The sequence below is a fragment of the Longinema margulisiae genome (assembly GCF_025266855.1).
Taxonomy (GTDB): Bacteria; Spirochaetota; Brevinematia; order Brevinematales; family Thermospiraceae; genus Thermospira.
The window spans coordinates 1,306,931-1,328,035 of sequence record NZ_CP053071.1 but is presented as its reverse complement, the minus strand read 5'-3'; the positions used below and the strand labels follow the sequence as shown (position 1 = coordinate 1,328,035).

Here is a 21,105-nt window from a genome sequence, read left to right as displayed (position 1 = left end):
TCCTATGGCATCGGAAGAGAAAGGGTATTGCTCAGAGCCGGAGCTCCATTTCCCGATCCAGACACACCATATTGACGAACAAGAGTGAGTCGTCCTAAAGCAAGCCCATACCATGCAGAGTTAGTGTATTTCTGCACCACCGTTTCATAGGCGGCAATAGCCGTATTTTTATCCCCCATAATCTCACCTAATCTTCCAAGACTCACCCAGGCATAGGGAGTGTAGAATTCATTGTATTTTCTGGCCACCGTTCGGTAGGTTTCAAGTGCTCCCTGCCAGTCAGCATGATGTTCTAAAAGCTGTGCCTTGTTGATGAGAGCCAGCCCTCGATAAAAGGGAGAAGAAGATGTCCTTGCCACCTCATCATAGAGTTGAAGAGCCTGCTGGTAGGCATCCTCTGCTCCCTGAGAAAGATAACTCTGGGCATATAACCTTCCAAGAAGAATTCTTGCCCGCATAGAAGCAAGCGTTTTCGGATACTGCCGCTGAACCCCATCCAGTTTTGCCAAAACATACTGGCTTATTTCACTTACCATCTGTTGATTGGTTCCCACCTGGGGAAGCTGATACACCAGTACAAGCACAGCCTCATCATAGAGAGAAGATGCCCGCGCTTCCTGTTCCGCTTCACGGGAGAACCAGAAAAGAAGCCCAATCACCCCAATCAATACCCCAACCACACTGAGCGTAAACCCAAACCAGTGCTCCTGAATATACCCTACCCATGAGGGAAGCGTATTCTGCTGATTCCTTTGCATAGACCACCCTATTCTGCTTTCTTTTTAGAAGATTTTTTGCCGGCCGTTTCTGCCTGAAAGGCCGCAAGCTTCTCCCCCAAAAGTGAACCAATCGTGGGAGCTTCTGCTGTTTCAGCGGCTGCGACATGTTTCGTGATCTCTTGCTTTTCCTTCTTTTCAAGAAGGTCTCTCACACTCAGTTCAATCTTGTTCTTTGAAGGATCTACAAGACGCACCGCTGCCTCGACTTCATCTCCGACCTTGAAGTGATCGGCTATATTCTCAATCCTCTCCTTGGAAAGCTGAGAGATGTGAATGAATCCCAAAAGCCCATCCACTTCAACCTCAACTCCGTTATCCTGAATGGTGGTAATTTTTGCCTTCACCGCACTGCCCTTGGGATAATTCATCTGGAAGGTCTTGTAAGGATGATCAGAGAGCTGTTTCATCCCCAAGCGAAGCTTCTGTTTCTCCACATCAAGCTGGAGCACCACCACCTTGACCTTGTCTCCCTTCTTGAACTGGCTCTTGGGATCAACATTGGCTATCCAGTCAATATCCTCTCGACGGAGAAGCCCCTCAATCCCATCATCAAACCGTACAAAAACCCCAAAATCCACCACCGAAGAAATCACTCCCTCAAGCTTTCGCCCAACAGGGTAATTCTCCTCGGCATTATCCCAGGGATTGGCCTGGATCTCACGAAGAGAAACATCCATTCGACGTTTTTCCATATCAAGGTCTATGATCTTCACCTCAAGGGTTGCCCCAAGTTTCACCACCTTCTTGGGATCTCGAACCTTTTCCGTCCAGGAGATCTCATCGGCAGAAAGAAAAGCCTCCACGCCTTCTTCTACTTCAAGAAGCACCCCATTGGCTTTATAAGACACCGCTGTAGCCCTGAGAATATCCCCCACTTTATAACGTTTCTCAAGCCCCTGCCAGGGATCGGGAAGAAGCTGTTTCCTCCCCACCTTGACAGATTTTTTCGCCTGATTCATCTCAAGAATCTTCACCTCTAAGGCATCACCAACCTTGACCACCTGGGTTAGATCCTTGATATACTTCCACGAAAAATCAGAAATATGCATAAAAGCCGTCACATTCTCAACCACAATAAAAAGATAACTCGGCTCAACCTTTTCCACCACCCCTTTCACCACATCGCCTACATGGTGCTTTTCAAAGAAAAGGGCAAGGTTTCTCCCCTGAGAACGCTTGAGAAGCTCCCGTCTGGAAACCACCAGCTGTCCCTTGGACTGCTCAATAACCAGAAAATCAAAGGTTTTCCCTTTAAGTTCGTTCACATCAGAAGGAACATCAATCTGAGAAAGGGGAAGAAACGCCTTCACCACTCCCCCAAGCATCACTACAAAACCCTTGGGCTGTCCATCCTTGACGACAACATCCTCTATCCGACCAGAAACAGGGTCTCCCTTCTGCACGGAACGCTTGATCTTCTGTTGAAGATCCTGCTTCTCCGCCTCTCGTCGGGAAGCCCTGAGAACGCCGTCCTTCATCTCCACTATGACCACGGAGACCTTGTCCCCAACCTTTGGGACCACGTCAAACTCAGAACGGGGAACCACACACTCAGATTTCCCTCCCATGCTGAGAAAAACATCGTCTGCGGTCACAGCGACAACCGTCCCCTCCTGGATGTTTTTTGCCTGTTTCGGAGACGTTTGCTTTTTTTCTCCCTCGGCCATAGCAGAGAGAAAAATGTCGTCTTTGGATTCGATACCCATACACCTACCTCTTTTCACCAAAAAATACTCCGTATATTTTAAGCCAAAGTTTTTTTTTGTCAACTTTCAAGGGTGTTTTTTGTGAAAAGAGGTAAAAGAGACGTGTCGTTCCACATATGAAACTGAATACCTATTTTCACATTTGACAAAGAAGGGGCAACGAAGGGATAATAAGGAGGAACTATGAAGAGGAGGAAGAAGTATATGGTTAAATCGAAGGTAAAGAGATTACAAGGATTCTTTGTTCAAGTTCAGAAAAGGGAAATTTCTTTAGGTTGGGTGGCAAGAAAACTTGATATAAGCCGATCCTGGGTTACCGTTTTGTATCAAAGATTCTGTCGAGGAGAAAATCTTGTTCGGCAAAGAACATCCAGAAAGTCAAAGCTTGAGCAAAAGCATATAGCCCTTATTCTTGAAACATACGAAGAACTGGCCATTGAAAAAGAGAATAAACAGAAAGAGTACCCTTCGGTAAGGATTCTTTCCAGCACCTTATATGAGCTTTACAAGGATTTTCCTAAGGTTTCAGATGAAACTATTCGGAGAGTGCTAAAAAAATTCTTTGTCCATTATCCTGAGCGAGCAAGGCATCACTACCGCAAAAGGTGGCAGGCAGAAGCCATAGGCGAGATTGTGCAGGCAGACGTTTCCATTCACCCATGGCTTGAAAAGAAACCCGCTTTTCCGCTCCTTTTGATTATGGACGACCATTCTCGTTATGTTCTTGCTGCTAAGTTTTTATCCCAGGACACAATAGAAAACCATATGCCAGTTTGGCAGGAGGTTTTCTCTGAGTATGGTTTACCCTACAAGGTGTACTATGACAATGACCCAAAGTACTCTAAAAAGAATAATGGCCTCATAGCCACTGCGTTTGAGGAACTGGATATTTGTGTCGTTAATTCCAGACCTTATCAACCCCAGGGCAAGGGGAAAATTGAGCGTAAAATCCAGACATTCCAGAAACAACTCACTTTTTACCTCAAGAAAACCTTGAAAAAGCAACGCATTGAAACCCTGGAACAACTGAACTGGATTTTGAGAGAATATGTCATAGAGCACAATAAGACGCCTTCTCGAGCCCTTGATGGACGAACTCCCGAAGAAGTATTCTCAGAGGCTCGTAGAAAGCCTCAGAAAGACCTTTTTAAGCCCTTTACAGCCACCCCTGAACAGTTTGAAAAGGCTTTTGCGTTTCGAGCTTTTCGCAGGCTGGATAAAACTTATGAGGTTTCGTATAACGGCCATAAATATCGGGTTCCAAAAGAGAATGCTTTTCGGGTATTGCCTGGCGTCAACATCGAAGTAAGAGAATTCCCAGGGAAATGGGTGAAACTGTTTTACAAAGGTGAGGAGATAGCCCGTTATCCATGGAAAGAAAAAGTTGAAAATTCCACCAGGTAGAGGTACACTTATGAGGTATTCAGTTTCTATGTGGAAATACCCCTTCTGTTAATGTGTGGAACGACAAAAGAGGTAAAAGAGACGAAAGCCCTCCCCAAAAACAAAAACAGAAGAGAGACCTTTGCAAGAATGTGCAAAGGTCTCAAAAAAGTAATAAAGAAACAAAAATTAGTATCAAAATGTTCCTTGCCGTAATAAATAAACCGATTTTTTTGAATAAAAAAGACAAACCAGCCCTTGTGAACAGAAAAATCGGGGAAGAGGGGCGCAGCCCCTGACCCAAACAGGGGAAGAAAACTCCCGTGCAAGGGTCTCGAAGAGATAATTAAAAAAGAAGGCCCATGTGTGGCATTATTTATATCCCCCTCAACTTTTATAAACAAAACCCTTGACGAAAAAGAAAAAACCCTTATAATAGAATAAAAGAATACCTCTAAAAAACACTAGGAAGACTATGATAGTACTTTCGCTGGAACATATCTCTCTGACTATAGAGCATTCCTTGATTCTTGATGATCTCTCGCTCTCTCTATCAGCAGGAGAGTTCTATTATCTTATTGGTGATAGAAATAGTGGCAAAAGCGCCCTGGCCTGCATTCTCAGAGGGAATATCCCCAAAAACGTCTATGAAGGCCGTATTCTTCTTGAAGGTAAAGACATCTCTTCTTTTTCCTGTCGACAACGGGAAACGACAGGACTACGGGTACTCTCTCAGAAATGGGCTTTTGTTCCGGGAATGACACTGGCCGAAAATCTCTTTTTAGGGAGTGAAATTCACGACCTCGGAATCATTCGATGGAACAAAATTTTCAACCAGACAGCAAAAATTCTCGAAGAAATCCAGTGGAATATCTCCCCCACCATCCTTTTGAAAAACATCCCAAAAGACAAACTCTACCTTGTTTCCCTTGCCAAAGGATTTCTCGCCCCTACCAAGGTTTTAGTCATTGACGAGGCTTTTGCCCACCTTGATATCTACGGCGAAAATCAAAAACGCCTGGTATCTATTCTGTCACATCTCAAAAGCAGGGGCACAGCTATCCTCTATTTCCACCATAAGATTGACGCATGCATGGAAATAGCCGACAGGGTAGCTATCCTCAAAGAGGGAAAAATCATTCATGAATCAGATGCCCGCCAAACTGTACCAGAAAATCTTGTCTATAAGCTTTTAGGAGAAGTGGCAGAAAACCAGGAAATTCCCCCTTCAGTTATCAAAAAATACAACCTCACCCGTCGAGAAGTGGAAATCATGAAACTCGTCTTAGAAGGCATGAACGCCCGCCAGATTAGCGAAACACTCTATATTTCTCTTCCTACCGTAAAAACCCACATCTACAATATCTACCAAAAAACAGGAGTAAAAAACAGACTTGCTCTTGCCCGCCTTTGTTCACTGAAATAACCTCAAAGATGTCTGGGAACATCCGCTCGTATCAAAGGATCAGTATAGATATCACTGGCATCACGACTTGAAGAGGAAAACTCTGAAATAACAGCCCCCTCAGGACCAGCCTGGAACCAGTGAAGCGTATCCGGTAGAATGGTGTATTGATCCCCTGGATTGAGAACAATTTCATGCCATACCGTGAAAAATTTCTTTCTTTCAGCAGGTGGTGTCGCATGAGGAGAAGGGGTTTTCTCTCCTGGCACATAGAGATACACCCTCCCCCATCGACAACGGAAGGTTTCTTCTTTGCCTCTGTCGCCATTGACGGGTGGGTGCCGGTGTTCCGGACAGGTTTGATGTGGTAAAAGCACCAGTTCCTTCGCACAATATCGATCTGTATTCACATACACTACGAGTTGAAGCCCTATCTTTTCTGGCATGTCCAGGCCATATTCTACCACTTCAATCATATCTCTTTCTCTTTCAGAAAGAACTATTCCCGCTTTCAAAAGATATTCTATGGCCTTGCGAGAATAGAAAGTGTATATCTGAAGAGTGAGCATATATCCTCCTTCCTTGTCTCATTCAAGACGACGCTTTGCGAGTTGCAGGTTTTTATGAATGGTTTCATTGGTGGGATCCAGTTGAAGAGCACGTTCAAACATATCCGCTGCCTCTCTCCATTTTCCTGTCTTGAAAAGCATCACACCAAATTGGTTGTAGATACGAGCATCAGACGAACGTTTCAGAGAAAGAGCCTGAATCTTTTTGATGGCCTTCTCTGTTTCCCCGCTTTTCAAAAGTCGCATGGCTTCTTCGTACAGATTTTCTTGCTTTCCCTGAAGAGGTTCTGAAGTTTCTCCACAACTAGCCGCAGCCCATTGAACAGGTTTCGCGTACCCTCGAAATTCCACAATAAAAAGGGTCATATCATCGCTCTGTGGCTCCCCATCACAAAAGTCCTGAATGTCTTCCCATATCTTGCCCACTAATTCCTTAGAAGAAAGATGTTTGTATTTCAAAAGGCACTGCTGAAACCTCTCATACCCATACTGTTCCTTGTGATGGTCATGGGCTTCGACAATGCCATCTGTGAAGAAAACCAGCTTATCTCCAACCTCAAGTTTTACCTGTTCTGTTTCAAAAGCAACATCCTCCATCATACCAAGCAAAAATCCTTTGGCATCAAGTTTCTCAATTTCCTCCTTTGAAACTGACAATCGAAGAACAGGATGGTGTCCTCCGTTAGCAAAAACAAAATCTCCTGTCTCAATATTCAATACCCCATAATAAGCGGTAAGATAATGATCCAGATCACCAACCAGTTGCAAAAGTTCTCTATTCAGTTCACCCAGCATCTCTCCTGGCTGTTTATCGCGATGGGCTCGACTTTGAAAAAGAGCTTTGGCCATAGAGGAAATAAGCGCCGCAGGCACCCCATGTCCCGAAACATCAGCAATAAGAAGACCATAAAGATTTTCACTCAGAGAAAGACAATCATACAGATCTCCTCCCACATTTTCCATGGCCATATAAGAAACCCCAAAATCTATTTCCTCTCGCTTTGGCAATGTCTCCACAGAAGGTATAAGCTGCTCCTGAACCCTCTGGGCCATTTCAAGTTCAAACATCATCTGGCGATTTTTGTGAGAAAGTTCTTCATTGGCCATCTGAAGTTGGAGAGTGCGCTGCTCTACCATGAGTTCCAGGTTTTCTGTAAAGGTTTTAATGGTCTCTGCCATTTCATTGAAATTCGTGGCCAGATCCTCAAGTTCATCCCCCGTATGTATCTTGACCCTATGAGAAAAGTCCCGATTGCCAAAAGCCTTCACCCCTTCTTCTAAAGCCATGATAGGATTCACAATCATACGATTGGTAATCCAGGAGAGAAGTACTATAGTCACAATCACCACAAGAACGGTAAAAAACAAACTAATAAGTCCTAACGTGGTAGCGGGCCGAAAAGCCTCTTGATAACCCACACTTGCCACCACAAACCAATCCAACTCAGGAAGATACTGAAAGGCATAAATAGTCCTGACCTTTTTTACATTCTCCGTATCATTCCCTTCAACAAAAAGTTGTTCTTCTGTGGCCACCATAATTCCATTTGTTCGTTCTTTTATAATACGGTGGACTTCCGTATCCCGAATTCGACTTTCTAACATCTTGGTCGAATGTATCACCTGGGTAAACAAAGAAGTGAAAATCTCCACCGCTCCTGTCTTTCCTATCTTGAGTTTGACAATGTCATTGCGAAAATCCATGGGATTAATGAGACTACGAAAATCCGATTTGTAGGTAGAAAGCACCACAATCCAGTCCAGAGGCTTGTAGTATATATAATGGTCTATTTTTTCTACATTTTTCCCATTTTCTTCAAGCATATACTCCAGAAATTCCACCTGTCCGGGAGGCAAAGTCATCGCCCCAGCAAGGATATTCATATGATAAAGAAGTCCATTCGCATCTTTAAAACCAAGTTTCACAACATTCTGGCCAACGAGGGTGGAATCTGGATGAAAAACAATATCCCCCTTGATGGTCATAATATAACTAAATCCTCGCTTTCCCAACTGGATATTTTGAAGGTAGCTCAGAAGCCTCTCTCTTGCCACCTCGGGCTTTTCCTTCTTGTTCTTTTCAAGAAGCCGATAAGCTTCCTCTAAAGGATACTTTACATAATTTTTGATGGCTGTATTGAGAGCCGTTTGGGCCACTATAGTTGCCCCCTGTAAATTATTTCGCAGTTGTTCTTCAATAGAACGCCGAAGCTCTTTTGAAGCATTCCAGTAAAGAAGAAGGCTAAGCACTGCCATAAAACCAAGAATAAAAAGAACAAAAATTATCAAAAGCTTTCTTCTCACTGACATCCTCTCAAAAAAAGGCGGCATACTCTCCTCCTTCTTCCTTATATTATGGCACCATCAGGGACAATCGTATTTTTAGGTATGACCACAATACCATCCACAATACTATACCACTCCCCTTCTTCATAGAGAATATTTCGTTCATTAACAATCCTCACCCCTCGGCCAATCTGACAATTTTTATCAATAATCGCCCGTCGAATAATTGTCCCCTCTCCTATCACACACTGAAATCCTGTCTTTCTGCCCTTTTCGATAGTGAAATAATCAGCCCCCATAATGACACTTTCTTCTACTTTTACCCCCTTATCCAGAAGGGTTCTTATCCCGATGATTGAGCGAGAAACTTCTGCTCCTCGGATAACCACACCATCACTGATAAGAGAATTCTCTATGTGCGCTTTATAAAAACGACTTGGTGGTAGAAAACGAGGTTTGAAAAAAAATGGCCAATCAGCCTCATAAAGGGTAAAAGCAGAATTCTCCCCCACCAGTTCCATATGAGCCTGATGAAAAGAACGAATAGTTCCAATATCCTCCCAATAACCATGATATTCATAAGCCGCCACCTCCTCCCCTGCATGAATAAGAGAAGGCAATACCTCTTTCCCAAAATCCTGCCATTCAGGGTGTTTATACAGTATCTCTTTAAGAAAATCAAGATCAAATATATAAATACCCATAGAACCATATAAAAAATTATTTGCCTCTCCCTCATACCACGAAGGCGGAATGTCTGCTGCTTGTGGTTTCTCTAAAAAACCCTTTACCATTCCGTTGCTTACTTGAACAACCCCGAAACGACCTGCATCTCCTTTTTTAATGGGTAAAACCGCAATGGTAACCTTTACTTTTTTATGGAGATGCCTCTCAAGAATTTTGCGATAATCCATTCGATATAACTGATCACCGGCTAAAATCAACACATAAGCCTTCTGAAAACCTTGATTCTCTATATGCTTCAGCCCCTTTCTCACCGCATCAGCTGTGCCTTCCGAGAAACCACTTTCCTCAGGATTAAAACTCAATTCTGAGGCAAGAATATCCACAAAACCTTCTCGAAAAAAGTCCAGCTTGTAGGTTTGCATAATATGCCGATTCAACGATGCCGACTGAAACTGCGTCATGATATAGATTTTATGTATACCCGAATGAATACAATTACTCACAGGAATATCGATCAAACGATAGTTTCCCGCAAAAGGAACCGCTGGTTTGGCCCGAAACTTGGTCAGAGGGTATAACCTCTGTCCTCTTCCCCCTCCCAGAATAAAAGCCACCGTCTGACGCAAATAAAGAGAATGCCTTTCCATCCTTTTCCCCTTATGTGCCTATTTTTCTTCCCTGAGACCCTGTGCCGGATGTGACTCCTACATCCGGCTTCTAGTAAATACAGGGTCTGTATGGAGGTTGGTCATGACAAAAACAGGGGGACTCTCTCCCTTGAAGGAGAAAGCCCCTTCTCGGTGGAGGAAACTAAGCTTTTTTCCTCGTCCTTACATCTACCCACACAGCAAGAAGCAAAATAAGCCCCTTCACAATGTACTGGAAAGTAATATCCAGATTCATAAGACTCATTCCATTGTCAAGACTGGCCATCACTAAAGCCCCTATGACTCCTCCAACAATGGTACCCTCTCCCCCCATGAGACTCGTGCCTCCAATGACTGCCGAGGCAATAGCATCAAGTTCGGCATTCTGCCCTGCCGAGGTAGTGGCGGCATTCAAACGGGCGGTATAAACAACTCCTGCCACCGCTGTTAAAAGCCCCATAAGCATATACAGAATCATCACATTGCGGGCGATATTGATACCCGATAAGCGAGAGGCTTCTGCATTTCCACCAATAGCATACAAATGCCTTCCAAAGACGGTATTATTAGCGATGAAGGTAAAAACCAGAGCTAAGGTCATCACGAGAATAATAGAATAAGGTACCCCTAAATAAATAATCATAATCCCATAAAAGGCTGCAATCACAAGAGAAATAAGCAACATCTTGAGAAGTTGATATTTCATAGGCAAAACATGAAATCCATATTTTTGCCTATCCCGTCGAACCTTCATCTCATAAAACCAGTAAGCAACCACACTGAATAGCATGAGGTACAGGCTTGTATCATGAAACGGAAGAGCCTCATTGATTTTCGGAAGATATGCCTGTCCAATGGCTTTGAAGGTATTGGCGGCCTCGGCTGGTGCCATTTCGAGTCCCTGGGTCTGTCCACCGGTAATACCAATAATAGCCCCTCTGAAGGCAAGCATACTGGCTAAAGTCACAATAAAAGCCGGTACCTTTTGATAGGCAATCCAGAAGCCATGCCAGGCCCCAATCACAAGCCCAACAAGAAGCGTCACAAGAATAGTAGGGAGTGGTGACCAGCCGGCACGAATCATAAGAATAGCGGCAACAGCTCCACAAAAACCCATGACAGAACCAACTGAGAGATCTATGTTTCCTGTGACAATAATAAGCACCATTCCAATGGCTAAAATAGCCGTCGTCGCTGTCTGGACAAACAGATTAGAGAGATTTCTTGGTGTCAGAAAAATAAACCCTGTCAAAAAAGAAAAGATAATCCAGATCCCGAGCAAAGCAATAATCATGGTGTACTGACGAATATTCTTCCGAATAGAGTGGGTTATCAGTTCCCACAAAGAAGTGTGTTCCATAAACTTATCCTCCTCTTTATCTCTTCTCAAATTAACATGCCACAGGAGCCTCGCCGGTTCCACCTGTAGCATAATACATCACGGTTTCCTGGGTTGCCTTTGAGGCTTCCAGCTCTCCTGTAATTCTTCCCTGATGAATAACCAAAATACGATCACTCATCCCAAGAAGTTCAGGAAGTTCAGAACTAATCATCACCACACAAACCCCTTCATCTACAAGGGCATTCATGAGGTTATAAATCTCATACTTGGCTCCCACATCAATACCACGTGTCGGTTCATCCAGAAAAAGCACCTTAGGTTTAGTGAGAAGCCACTTCCCTATAATCACCTTCTGCTGATTACCCCCACTCAGATTACGAACCTCCTGTTCAATTGTTGGGGTTTTCACACGAAGTTTCTGCACATAGTACTGCGTTTGTTTTATTTCCTCGTTTTTGTTAATCACCCCCCAGTGAGCAAAGGTAGAAAGACTCGCTAATGTCATATTTCGCTTCACATCCATTCCTAACACGAGGCCATATCTTTTTCTATCCTCTGAGAGGAGACTTATGCCATAACGAATGGCATCATGGGCTGAACGAATAGCTATTTTCTGTCCATTCAGTCGTATTTCTCCAGAAACTACCTTGCCCCAGACCCCAAAAAGGCTCATCACCAGTTCAGTGCGCCCAGCTCCCATGAGACCACCCAAACCAAGGATTTCACCCCGACGCACTTCGAAATTGATGTTATCACATACCTTTCTTTCGCCATCGGGATCATAGACTGTCCAATTCCTGACCTCTAATACCACTTCTTTTGCCTTATGAGGTACGCGAGGATAAACATTGGTAATCTCTCTTCCCACCATATGACAGATGAGTCGATTTTCATCAAAGTTTTCTTTCCGATCAGTAATAATCGTCTTTCCATCCCGAAGCACCGTAATGGTATCAGCAATCTCCAAAACCTCAGGCAACCGATGAGAAATAAAAATACATGTCACCCCCTTGGCTTTCAATTGTCTCAGAATGCCTAAAAGTTTTTCGGACTCTGTTTCTGTCAGCGCTGCCGTGGGTTCATCCAAGATAAGAATAGAAGCATTTTTGGAAAGGGCTTTTGCAATTTCCACCAGTTGCTGAGAACCGACTCCCAACTCCCCCACCATCGTTGCAGGACTCAGGGGTAACCCTACCATTCTCAGAAGTTCCTCCGTTTTGCGATAGGTTTCATTCCAGTTAATAATACCATTCTGAACATTTTCATTGCCTAAATAAATATTCTCGGCTATCGTCATCTGTTTGATAAGAGTAAGTTCCTGATAAATAATAGCAATGCCCGCCCTTTCACTGTCAGTAATATGATGAAACTGACGCTCTTTTCCATGCACAACAATAGTCCCCTGATATGTTCCGTAGGGATATACTCCACTGAGTACCTTCATGAGGGTTGATTTCCCCGCTCCATTTTCCCCAACAAGAGCGTGAATTTCTCCCTTCTTCACCTGAAAGGTCACTCCATCCAGCGCTCTGACTCCCGGAAATTCCTTGATGATGTTCTGCATCTCCAATGCATATTCCATAATGTACTCCCTTTTTCTTTTTCCCTGACCCTATAGGGGTTGGGGCAGCATGCTGCCCCAACTTTCCCCATAGGGTGTCATGGGGTTATTTTGTCTTGTATACCTGTTCTCGTTTCAAATACCCACTCTCAATAAGCATCTTATCAAGATTGGACTTATCAACCACATAAGGTGTCAAAAGAACAGAAGGCACATCAATCTTGTTGTTGTTGACCTTTCCGTTAATCTGATCTGCGATGCTCTCTTTTTTGGCAAGCTTGATAGCAAGTTCAATGGCCTTCGCTCCAAGGAGACGGGTATCCTTGAAGATAGTCATGGTCTGGGTTCCTTCAACAATACGAATAGCTGCAGCAAGCTCTGCATCCTGACCGGTAATAGGCACCTTTCCAGCAAGACCCTGAGCAGCTAAAGCCTGAATACAACCACCAGCAGTTCCGTCATTGGGAGCCAAGACAGCATCAATCTTGTTTTTGTTGGCTGTGAGAGCCTGTTCCATGAGTTTCTGAGCTTCAGCTGGTTGCCAATCCTTTACCCACTGGTCCATCACAATCTTGATCTGGCCTTTGTCCACTAAGGGCTGAATATACTTCATGGCACCTTCACGGAAGAGCTTGGCATTATTATCAGTGGGAGAGCCAGCAAGAACAACATAATTACCCTTAGGTACAAGCCGGGTAATATATTCACCCTGAAGTTCTCCTACCTTCACATTATCAAAGGAGAGATACACATCCACTTCACAATCAAGAACAAGTCGATCATAAGAAATAACAGGAATGCCCGCTTTGTGAGCCTTCTCTACAATAGTAGCGGCACTGCTTGCATCATGGGGAGCAAGAATCAGAACCTGAATTCCCTGAGCTATCAGGTTTTCACACTGAGCCACTTGTTTGGCAGCATCATTGTCAGAGATCTGAACCCGCAAATCCACCCCTAACCTTTTCGCTTCTTCTTGCATTTTGATTTTGTCTCTCACCCATCTCTCTTCTCTCTGGGTAGGAAGCGAAAGCCCTATCCTGATTTTTTGGGCTGCGAAAGTGATACCTGTCATCACAAATGACATAACCAGAATCATCGCTACTGTTCTTTTCATATCTTTTCCTCCTTTTGGAAAAATACCCAAACAACACCTTGCCCCTTTGGGGCCCCTCATTTTATTTCCTCCACCCTGACCGCTCTTCTTTTTCTTTTTCTGTCGCGCATCACCTCCTTATACCCATTTTGTCTTTCACATAAAACGCTTTTTTGCGTTTGTGACGCCCTTATTGTACACCCTTTGCAAAAAGTGTCAATACGAAAAAGGTATGATTTTATCAAAAATAAAAACTCATACCAAAGGATGAAGTTCCCCTTTTCACTCATACTCGAGTATGATATGAAATACAAATTGAATATAGATAAAGAATTATAGCTATATGAAATTTCAGAGATAGACAACCATTCAAACCTTTGGCTTTTTTGCAAAAAAATCTCCTGTTTGGTATACTATGCCTATGAAAAAACACATTGGTCTAATTGGTGCTTCCTCGCACCTTGCAAAACGCATTCTGCCATCCTTGCAGGAAATCCCCGACATCTCTGTTGATGCCATTGCCTCAAGGGATGTTTCCAAGGCAAAAGAAATGGCTAAAATGTGGAATATTCCTCTGACCTACACCCGTTATGAGGATCTCTTAGAAAACCCCGATATAGATGGTGTCTATATTTCTACTCCCCCTGCCCTGCACGCCCCCTGGATAAAAAAGGCCCTTTCTCAAGACAAACACGTTCTTTGTGAAAAACCCCTGGTTCTGACTACCCAGGAACTCTATCCCCTTCTTCATCTTGCCTCCCAAAAGCAAAAGATTCTCATGCCCGCCTGGATGTATCGCTTTCATCCCCAATGGCAAAAACTGAAGGAAATTCTCTCTCAAAATCTGATTGGGAAGATACAAATGATCACCATCCACATCAGTTATGAATCAAAAGAAAAAACGAACATTCGCTTTAATAAATCCCTTGGAGGAGGAGTCCTCAACGACATAGGATGCTATGCTCTTTCTGCATTGAGTTTTCTGTTTGAAATTTTTCCTTTATCGCTTACGTGTACAAGCCTTTTGGATAAAGACACAGAGGTAGATATTCTGACCACAGGAGTACTTTCTTACCCTGATTTTCAAGCCACTTTTACCGTATGTATGGAAATGTATCGTTATCAGAGACTCAGAATTTTCGGCTCAGACGGCATGATAGAGATGGAATATCCATTCAATCCCCCCCAGGATAAGGATGCACATCTTTTTCTTTTTTCCTCCCACGGAGAAAAAACATTTTCTTTCTCCCCCTTCAATCCCTACACCGAGGAGTGGAAAGTTTTTCTCCAGAGTATGGAAAAACCATGCCTTCCTCTCAGCCCTAAGGAAATGCTAAAAGAAACCTTTCTTTTAGAACAGTGCCAACAAGCTATACATAAAAAAAAGACTATCCTTTTGAAGATTCCCTCTCAGTTAAAAAAACATTTTTCGTAAATAAAAAAACTAACAAGCTATCTGAATACACAACACTCTCAGAAAATTGCATTCTCCCTTGCTTTGCCTTACAATACCCCTATGACAAAAAATCCAGAGGACAAACGTATGCTCAACGAAATCCCCAGTATCTATCAGATCTTTCTTCGCCATTTTACCGACAAAGGCACTTTTTCCGCCGCCATACCCCGTCTTGAAACGATCAAAAAAATGGGCTTTTCCTGGATTTATCTCACCCCCATCCATCCGATTGGAGAAGTAGCACGAAAAGGTAGCTTGGGAAGTCCTTATGCTATAAAAAATTATCGTGAAATCAATCCTGAGCTGGGGACACTTTCCGACTTCAGGCAATTTATTCAACACGCTCACGACCTTGGCCTGAAGGTGATGATCGATGTGGTGTACAACCATACCTCCCCGGATTCCGTCTTAGCCAAAAATCATCCTGAGTGGTTTCTTCGAGATCGTCATGGAAACACCACCAGAAAATTTGACGACTGGAGTGATATCATTGATTTGGATTTTTCTTCCTCCCCAGCCCTCTGGGAGGAACTTATCGACACCCTCATCCAGTGGCGAGATGAAGGCGTTGATGGTTTTCGATGCGATGTGGCTTCCCTTGTCCCCATCGACTTCTGGAAAGAAGCAAGACAAAAAGTGAATAGACCAGAGAATGGACAGGACACCTATCCCATCCTCTGGCTTGCCGAACAGGTCCACCCCCAATTCCTCCTCGCCGTGAGAAGAAAAGGCTTTCTCTGTCATGGGGGGCCTGAACTTCACCAGGCTTTCGATCTCACCTACGACTACGATGGCTTTGAACGACTGGAAGCCTACTGGGGTGGAGAACGTCCCATCAACGATTTTGTGGACTATCTCTATACCCAGCAAACCGTTTACCCCGCTGGTCTCACAAAGGCCAGATTTTTAGAGAATCATGATCAGAAACGAGCCGCCTGGCGATTTGGACAGACAGAACGTCTCAAACAATGGACAGCCTTTTATCAGATGCTTCCCGGTGTCACCTTTGTTTATATGGGACAGGAGTACGCCATTAAAGAGTATCCCTCTCTCTTTGAAAAAACTCCCGTGAACTGGGAGAAGGGCAACCACGCCTTTTTTGACTTCTTTCAAAGATGTTTTACCCTCACCCAGCATATCAAACAAGAAGCCCCCGAATTTTCAGCCAAGCTCATTGGAGAAGGCCTCGTCTGGATCGAACGCTGGGGCAAAAAGAACTATGCAGCCCTTTTCAACTTAGAAACCAAACAGGGAGAGTTTCATCTTCCTTTCCCCATCCATGGCAAGGACCTCTTGTCTGGACAAACCATCTCCCTCGAAGGCAAAATATCCCTTCCCCTTCTTCCCCTCATCATAGAAAAAGAAAAACCATAAAAAAGGAGAAACCCCATGGAATACTTTCTTGAAGGAAACCATATTGCTCTTGGTCCCATCAAACCGGAGGATGCTCCTCTTTTTACCCTCTGGATGAATGATCTTCTCACCACCATCACCCTCGGGGCCACAAAACAGGTATGGACAGAGATAGCCGAAAAAGAGATCCTCCAGAGCATGGCTCAGAGTGGTTACCACTTTGCCATACGAAAAAAAGCAAGCGGAAAACTCATCGGAAGTTGCTCCTTCAAAAACATCAACTGGCCTCGCCGATGTGCTGAAATCGGGATCCTCATTGGTGACAAAAGCGAACGCCACCAGGGGTATGGGACTGAGGCCGTGCAACTCCTCGTCGAATATGGCTTTCGGGTCTTGGGATTTGGCAATATCATGCTCTCTGTGTATGAATTCAACAAAGACGCCATCCGCTGCTATGAAAAGGCCGGCTTCAAAAAGATAGGAAGAAGACGAAAAGCGATCTATCTCGATGGAAAATATTATGACGAGATCTTCATGGATATTCTGCCCAAAGAAATAACAAGCGATTTTCTTGGGAGAAATTTATCTCCCCTTGTCAAGGCATGAAGGCATCAGAAGTTTTTTATCCAAATTATCCTTTAGAAAAAAGTGAGCCTCCTATGCTATCCATCTCCTGAGTTTGATGAAAAAACCCCCTGACATCCTGTGCCAGGGGGTTTTGGTTATGCCTTCTCTTTGATCTTGATCTTGATATTCTGATAGGCCCGGATACCCGTTCCTGCAGGAACAAGCTGTCCAACCACCAGGTTCTCCTTGAGTCCTTCCAGCTTGTCCACGGCCTTTCTGAGAGCTGCACTGGAAAGCACCTTGGGAGTCTCCTGGAACGAAGCCGCCGAGAGGAAGCTCGTGGTAAGCAAAGAAGCCTTGGTAAGACCAAGAAGGACCGGACGGGATTTTGCCGGCTGACCACCCTGCTCAAACACACGGGCGTTTTCGGCATAGAACTGGTTCTTTTCCACCAGCTGTCCCATAATGAAGTTGGTATCACCTGGCTCTATTACCTCTACCTTTCGGAGCATCTGCCGGATGACCACACTGATGTGCTTCTCACTGATATCCACACCCTGGAGTCGGTACACTTCCTGAATCTCATCAAGCAGGAATTCATTCACCGCGGTATATCCAAGGACTCTCAGGATATCATGGGAGCTCACCACACCATCACAGAGGGGCTCTCCTGCATTGACCTTGTCCCCAACACGGACGTAGATATTTCTTCCCAATGGAATCACATGGTTGAAGATCTCGCCATTCTTCGCACGAATACCTACCACGTATTTTCCTTTTCGCTGTTCCACAGTTTCCACCACACCACGTACCTTGGCAATCACGGTAGCCACTTTTGGCTTGCGGGACTCAAAGAGTTCCGTCACACGAGGAAGACCTCCAATAATATCTTTGGTTCGTCGTTTTGCAAGAGGTCTTCGAGCCACCACATCACCGGGTTTGACTATTGTCCCTTCTTCTACGGCAAGCTGGGTACCTGCCATGACGGTGAAGTGTTCTACTGTCTCCCCATTCTCGTTCACAATGAGAATCAGGTTCTTGTTTGGCGTCTCTACACCATCTACCACATCCACAGCATAGGCCACACGGCCACCTTTTTCGGCAATGTAGAGGTCATTGTAGGGGTCAAAACGAGCAATCTCTGTTCCTCTCTGTACCACATCACCAACCTTGTAGAAGATAAAGGAACCTATCTTGAGATTATACTCATACGTGTTGGCCTCAGTAATATACACCATATCATCCTTCACGTAGACAACTACCTTTCGCCCAAACTTGGCTTCTGTTCCGTCCACAAGGGTAAAGAGCGGTGTTTCACTGAAGAACTCTTTCCCATGAAGGGCAGCTACATCAACACCAGGCGCAATATCTTTGACCGAATAACTCTTGAGAATCTTGCGAACATTGATGTACCCCTTTCGGGCACAGATGCGAGCGGGTCTATTTTCAAACTCACGCTCAATCAGGTTCTCAGGCATATTCACAATGACCGCATCATAGTTAAGCTTGAGCTGATTCTCTTCAAGCTGAGCAGCCGCCACACCACCAATATGGAAGGTTCTCATGGTAAGCTGGGTACCCGGCTGTCCAATAGACTCTGCCGCAATAATACCCACAGCCTCACCAATATTCACGAGCCGTTTCACCGAGAGATCCCATCCATAACAGAGGGCACATACCCCACGCTGAGCCTCACAGGTGAGTACACTCCGGATACGAACTGTTTCAATACCTGCCTCTTCTATACGAGTGACCTTGTCCTCATCGAGAACCTCATTGGCCTTGGCAATCAATTCTCCCGTTCGAGGATCATACACATTGGTGAGAGCCACCTTGCCGAGGATACGGTCCTTGAGTGGCTGAATAATCTCATCTCCTTCCCGAATAGCCCCAATATCAAGACCGCGTACCGTACCACAGTCATGTTCGGTTACCACCACATCCTGAGCAATATCCACCAGTTTTCGGGTAAGGTATCCAGCATCAGCTGTTTTGAGAGCGGTATCAGCGAGACCTTTTCGAGCTCCATGGCTGGAAATAAAGTACTCAAGCACCGAGAGACCCTCTTTGAAGTTCGATTTAATAGCGAGTTCAATAATATCTCCACTGGGTTTTGCCATGAGACCTCGCATACCAGCAAGCTGACGAATCTGTTCACGGCTACCACGAGCTCCCGAGTCCATCATCACATACAGAGGGTTAAATCCACCCTGACTCTTCTTGAGAGCCTCTTCCACCATCTTTTTGATCTTTTCGTTAGCCGTTGCCCAGTAGTCAATCACCTGGTTATAACGCTCTTCAGGGGTAATAAGCCCTTTCTTGGCGTTCTGTTCAATCTTTTCAATTTCCTTTTCTGTTTTGCTCACAATCTCATACTTGGCCTCTGGGATCTCCACATCGGCAAGCGAGATGGTCATACCACCAAGGGTAGCATACTTGTACCCAATCGCCTTGAGATCATCAAGGAAGAACGCTGTCTCTTTGATACCATACAGCCTATAACACTGGGCAATCAAAGCCTCAATCTTCTTTCCTGTGAGGGTATCATTCACAAAGCGAAGTTTCTCAGGCACAATCTCGTTGAAGATAACCCGACCAACGGTGGTTTCTATCCACTCTCCATTGAATTTATAGCGGATGGTATCATTGAGACGAATAATCTTGCGATCAAGATTCAACAGAATCTCTTCATAACTATCAAAGGCCTTGAGAGGAGCCTTCTCATCCCGAATAGCCGGCTTGGTGAGATAATAAATACCAAGCACCATATCCTGGGTAGGATACACAATGGGCTTTCCATTCGCAGGGTTGAGGAGGTTACGAGAGGAGAGCATAAGCATCCAGGCCTCGATCTGGGCTTCAGGTGTGAGTGGCACATGAACCGCCATCTGGTCTCCATCGAAGTCGGCGTTGTACGCATGACAAACAAGCGGATGGAGCTGAATAGCCTTTTCTTCAATAAGCACAGGTTCAAAAGCCTGAATACCAAGCCTGTGAAGGGTAGGAGCACGGTTGAGAAGCACAGGATGATCCTTCACCACCTCCTCAAGAATAGCCCATACCACCTCATGCTCACTCTCAATCATGCGCTTGGCTGCCTTGATATTATGGGCATATCCCTGCTCAGTGAGCCCACGCATCACAAACGGTTTGAAAAGCTCAAGGGCCATCAGCTTGGGAAGTCCACACTGGTGAAGCTTGAGGTTAGGTCCTACCACAATCACCGAACGACCAGAGTAGTCCACACGTTTACCCAGGAGGTTCTGACGAAAACGTCCCTGTTTCCCTTTCAGGATATCAGAGAGTGACTTGAGAGGTCTATCTCCAGAACCGGTCTTTGGATGAGAGCGACGAGAGTTGTCAAAAAGCGAATCCACCGCATCTTGAACCATTCGCATCTCATTTTTCACAATAAGATCAGGAGAGTGAAGCGACAAAAGCCTCTTCAGTCGGTTATTTCGGTTGATGAGCTGTCTGTAGAGTTCATTGATATCAGAACTTGCGAAACGCCCACCCTCAAGAGCCACCATAGGACGAAGATCCGGCGGAATCACAGGAATCACATCGAGAATCATCCACTCGAGCTTATTTCCAGAAGCACGGATCTCCTCTAAAAGCTCGAGGCGCTTCAGGACTTTCTTGTCCACCTTGGAACTTGCCTTGCCTGTAATCTCAGAGCGAAGGAGACTAATCTCGCTATCTAAGTCCATATTCTGCAGGATCTTTTTGATAGCAATAGCTCCGGTATCAGCCACAAAGGTTTCCTGGTACTTTTCCCGGTAATCTTCATACTCATCATCGGTGAGCACTTGCTTCGGAAGAAGATCCGTTTCACCGGGATCAATCACAATGTACTTCTCAAAATAGAGAATACTCTGCACATCGGCCGAAGAAATATCCAAAATCAACGCCAATTTGCTTGGCACAATCCGGTAATACCAGATATGCGCCACCGGTGTAGCCAGAGCAATATACCCTGTTCTCTGACGGCGGACCTTGGATTCGGTAATCTCCACACCACAGCGGTCACATATCACGCCCTTGTACCGGATGGACTTGAACTTCCCACAATTACATTCATAATCCTTGATAGGCCCAAAAATCCTCTCACAGAAAAGCCCATCCCTATCAGGTTTCTGGGTTCTATACCCGATGGTATCGGCTTTCTTTACCTCACCATAGGCCGTCTTTTTGATAAGCTCAGGTGAGGCCAATTGTATCGAAATCGAACCAAATGCTGATGATATCTTCATATCCCCGTCTCCTTCCCC

Annotated in this window: 14 protein-coding genes; 5 read left to right on the top strand and 9 right to left on the bottom strand. The window is 44.7% G+C overall.

The features are described 5' to 3' along the window. Positions 1–2: 2 nt before the first annotated feature. Both BREVNS_RS05910 and BREVNS_RS05905 read right to left on the bottom strand, forming a co-directional pair. Positions 3–758 carry a tetratricopeptide repeat protein gene (locus BREVNS_RS05910; protein ID WP_483426099.1) on the bottom strand — a complete coding sequence of 252 codons (756 nt, stop codon included), beginning with the start codon at positions 756–758 and terminating at the stop codon, positions 3–5. An 8-nt stretch (positions 759–766) separates the two neighbouring features. Further along, positions 767–2,485 (bottom strand): S1 RNA-binding domain-containing protein, encoded by a 1,719-nt coding sequence (locus tag BREVNS_RS05905; protein ID WP_483426098.1) that lies wholly within the window; start codon positions 2,483–2,485, stop codon positions 767–769. 204 nt (positions 2,486–2,689) lie between these two features. Here BREVNS_RS05905 and BREVNS_RS05900 point away from each other — a divergent pair, with 204 nt between their 5' ends. Next, on the top strand, positions 2,690–3,889 hold the full coding sequence (locus tag BREVNS_RS05900) for a transposase family protein (protein ID WP_483426097.1): 1,200 nt from the start codon (positions 2,690–2,692) through the stop codon (positions 3,887–3,889). Between the two features lie 454 nt (positions 3,890–4,343). After that, a complete protein-coding gene (locus BREVNS_RS05895; RefSeq protein ID WP_483426096.1) occupies positions 4,344–5,294 on the top strand; it encodes a LuxR C-terminal-related transcriptional regulator in 951 nt (316 codons plus the stop codon). A 2-nt stretch (positions 5,295–5,296) separates the two neighbouring features. On the opposite strand, the gene BREVNS_RS05890 is transcribed toward BREVNS_RS05895, so the two are convergent. The 6 genes from BREVNS_RS05890 to BREVNS_RS05865 all read right to left on the bottom strand — a co-directional run bounded on the left by BREVNS_RS05890 (position 5,297) and on the right by BREVNS_RS05865 (position 13,479). Beyond that, the gene (locus BREVNS_RS05890) at positions 5,297–5,842 is read right to left on the bottom strand and encodes a D-lyxose/D-mannose family sugar isomerase (protein WP_483426095.1); all 546 of its coding nucleotides are present in this window, start codon (positions 5,840–5,842) and stop codon (positions 5,297–5,299) included. 18 nt (positions 5,843–5,860) lie between these two features. Then, on the bottom strand, positions 5,861–8,173 hold the full coding sequence (locus BREVNS_RS05885; protein ID WP_483426094.1) for a SpoIIE family protein phosphatase: 2,313 nt from the start codon (positions 8,171–8,173) through the stop codon (positions 5,861–5,863). Positions 8,174–8,190: 17 nt separating this feature from the next. Further along, positions 8,191–9,462 (bottom strand): sugar phosphate nucleotidyltransferase, encoded by a 1,272-nt coding sequence (locus tag BREVNS_RS05880; protein WP_483426093.1) that lies wholly within the window; start codon positions 9,460–9,462, stop codon positions 8,191–8,193. A 163-nt stretch (positions 9,463–9,625) separates the two neighbouring features. Then, positions 9,626–10,822, bottom strand: a complete 1,197-nt coding sequence (locus BREVNS_RS05875; protein ID WP_483426092.1) for a sugar ABC transporter permease — start codon at positions 10,820–10,822, stop codon at positions 9,626–9,628. 31 nt (positions 10,823–10,853) lie between these two features. Continuing rightward, positions 10,854–12,389, bottom strand: a complete 1,536-nt coding sequence (locus tag BREVNS_RS05870; protein WP_483428036.1) for a xylose ABC transporter ATP-binding protein — start codon at positions 12,387–12,389, stop codon at positions 10,854–10,856. A gap of 82 nt (positions 12,390–12,471) precedes the next feature. Further along, positions 12,472–13,479 (bottom strand): sugar ABC transporter substrate-binding protein, encoded by a 1,008-nt coding sequence (locus BREVNS_RS05865; protein ID WP_483426091.1) that lies wholly within the window; start codon positions 13,477–13,479, stop codon positions 12,472–12,474. A gap of 400 nt (positions 13,480–13,879) precedes the next feature. Here BREVNS_RS05865 and BREVNS_RS05860 point away from each other — a divergent pair, with 400 nt between their 5' ends. The 3 genes from BREVNS_RS05860 (at position 13,880) to BREVNS_RS05850 (ending at position 16,873) form a co-directional block, all read left to right on the top strand. Beyond that, positions 13,880–14,893 (top strand): Gfo/Idh/MocA family protein, encoded by a 1,014-nt coding sequence (locus tag BREVNS_RS05860; protein WP_483426090.1) that lies wholly within the window; start codon positions 13,880–13,882, stop codon positions 14,891–14,893. A 108-nt stretch (positions 14,894–15,001) separates the two neighbouring features. Continuing rightward, complete coding sequence (locus tag BREVNS_RS05855; RefSeq protein ID WP_483426089.1) at positions 15,002–16,288, top strand: alpha-amylase family glycosyl hydrolase; 1,287 nt, start codon at positions 15,002–15,004, stop codon at positions 16,286–16,288. A gap of 15 nt (positions 16,289–16,303) precedes the next feature. Beyond that, positions 16,304–16,873, top strand: a complete 570-nt coding sequence (locus BREVNS_RS05850) for a GNAT family N-acetyltransferase (protein ID WP_483426088.1) — start codon at positions 16,304–16,306, stop codon at positions 16,871–16,873. Positions 16,874–16,989: 116 nt separating this feature from the next. Here BREVNS_RS05850 and rpoC read toward each other — a convergent pair whose 3' ends face one another. Next, entirely contained in the window at positions 16,990–21,087 is a 4,098-nt protein-coding gene (rpoC, locus tag BREVNS_RS05845) for a DNA-directed RNA polymerase subunit beta' (protein WP_483426087.1), read from the bottom strand. Between the last annotated feature and the right edge of the window lie 18 nt (positions 21,088–21,105).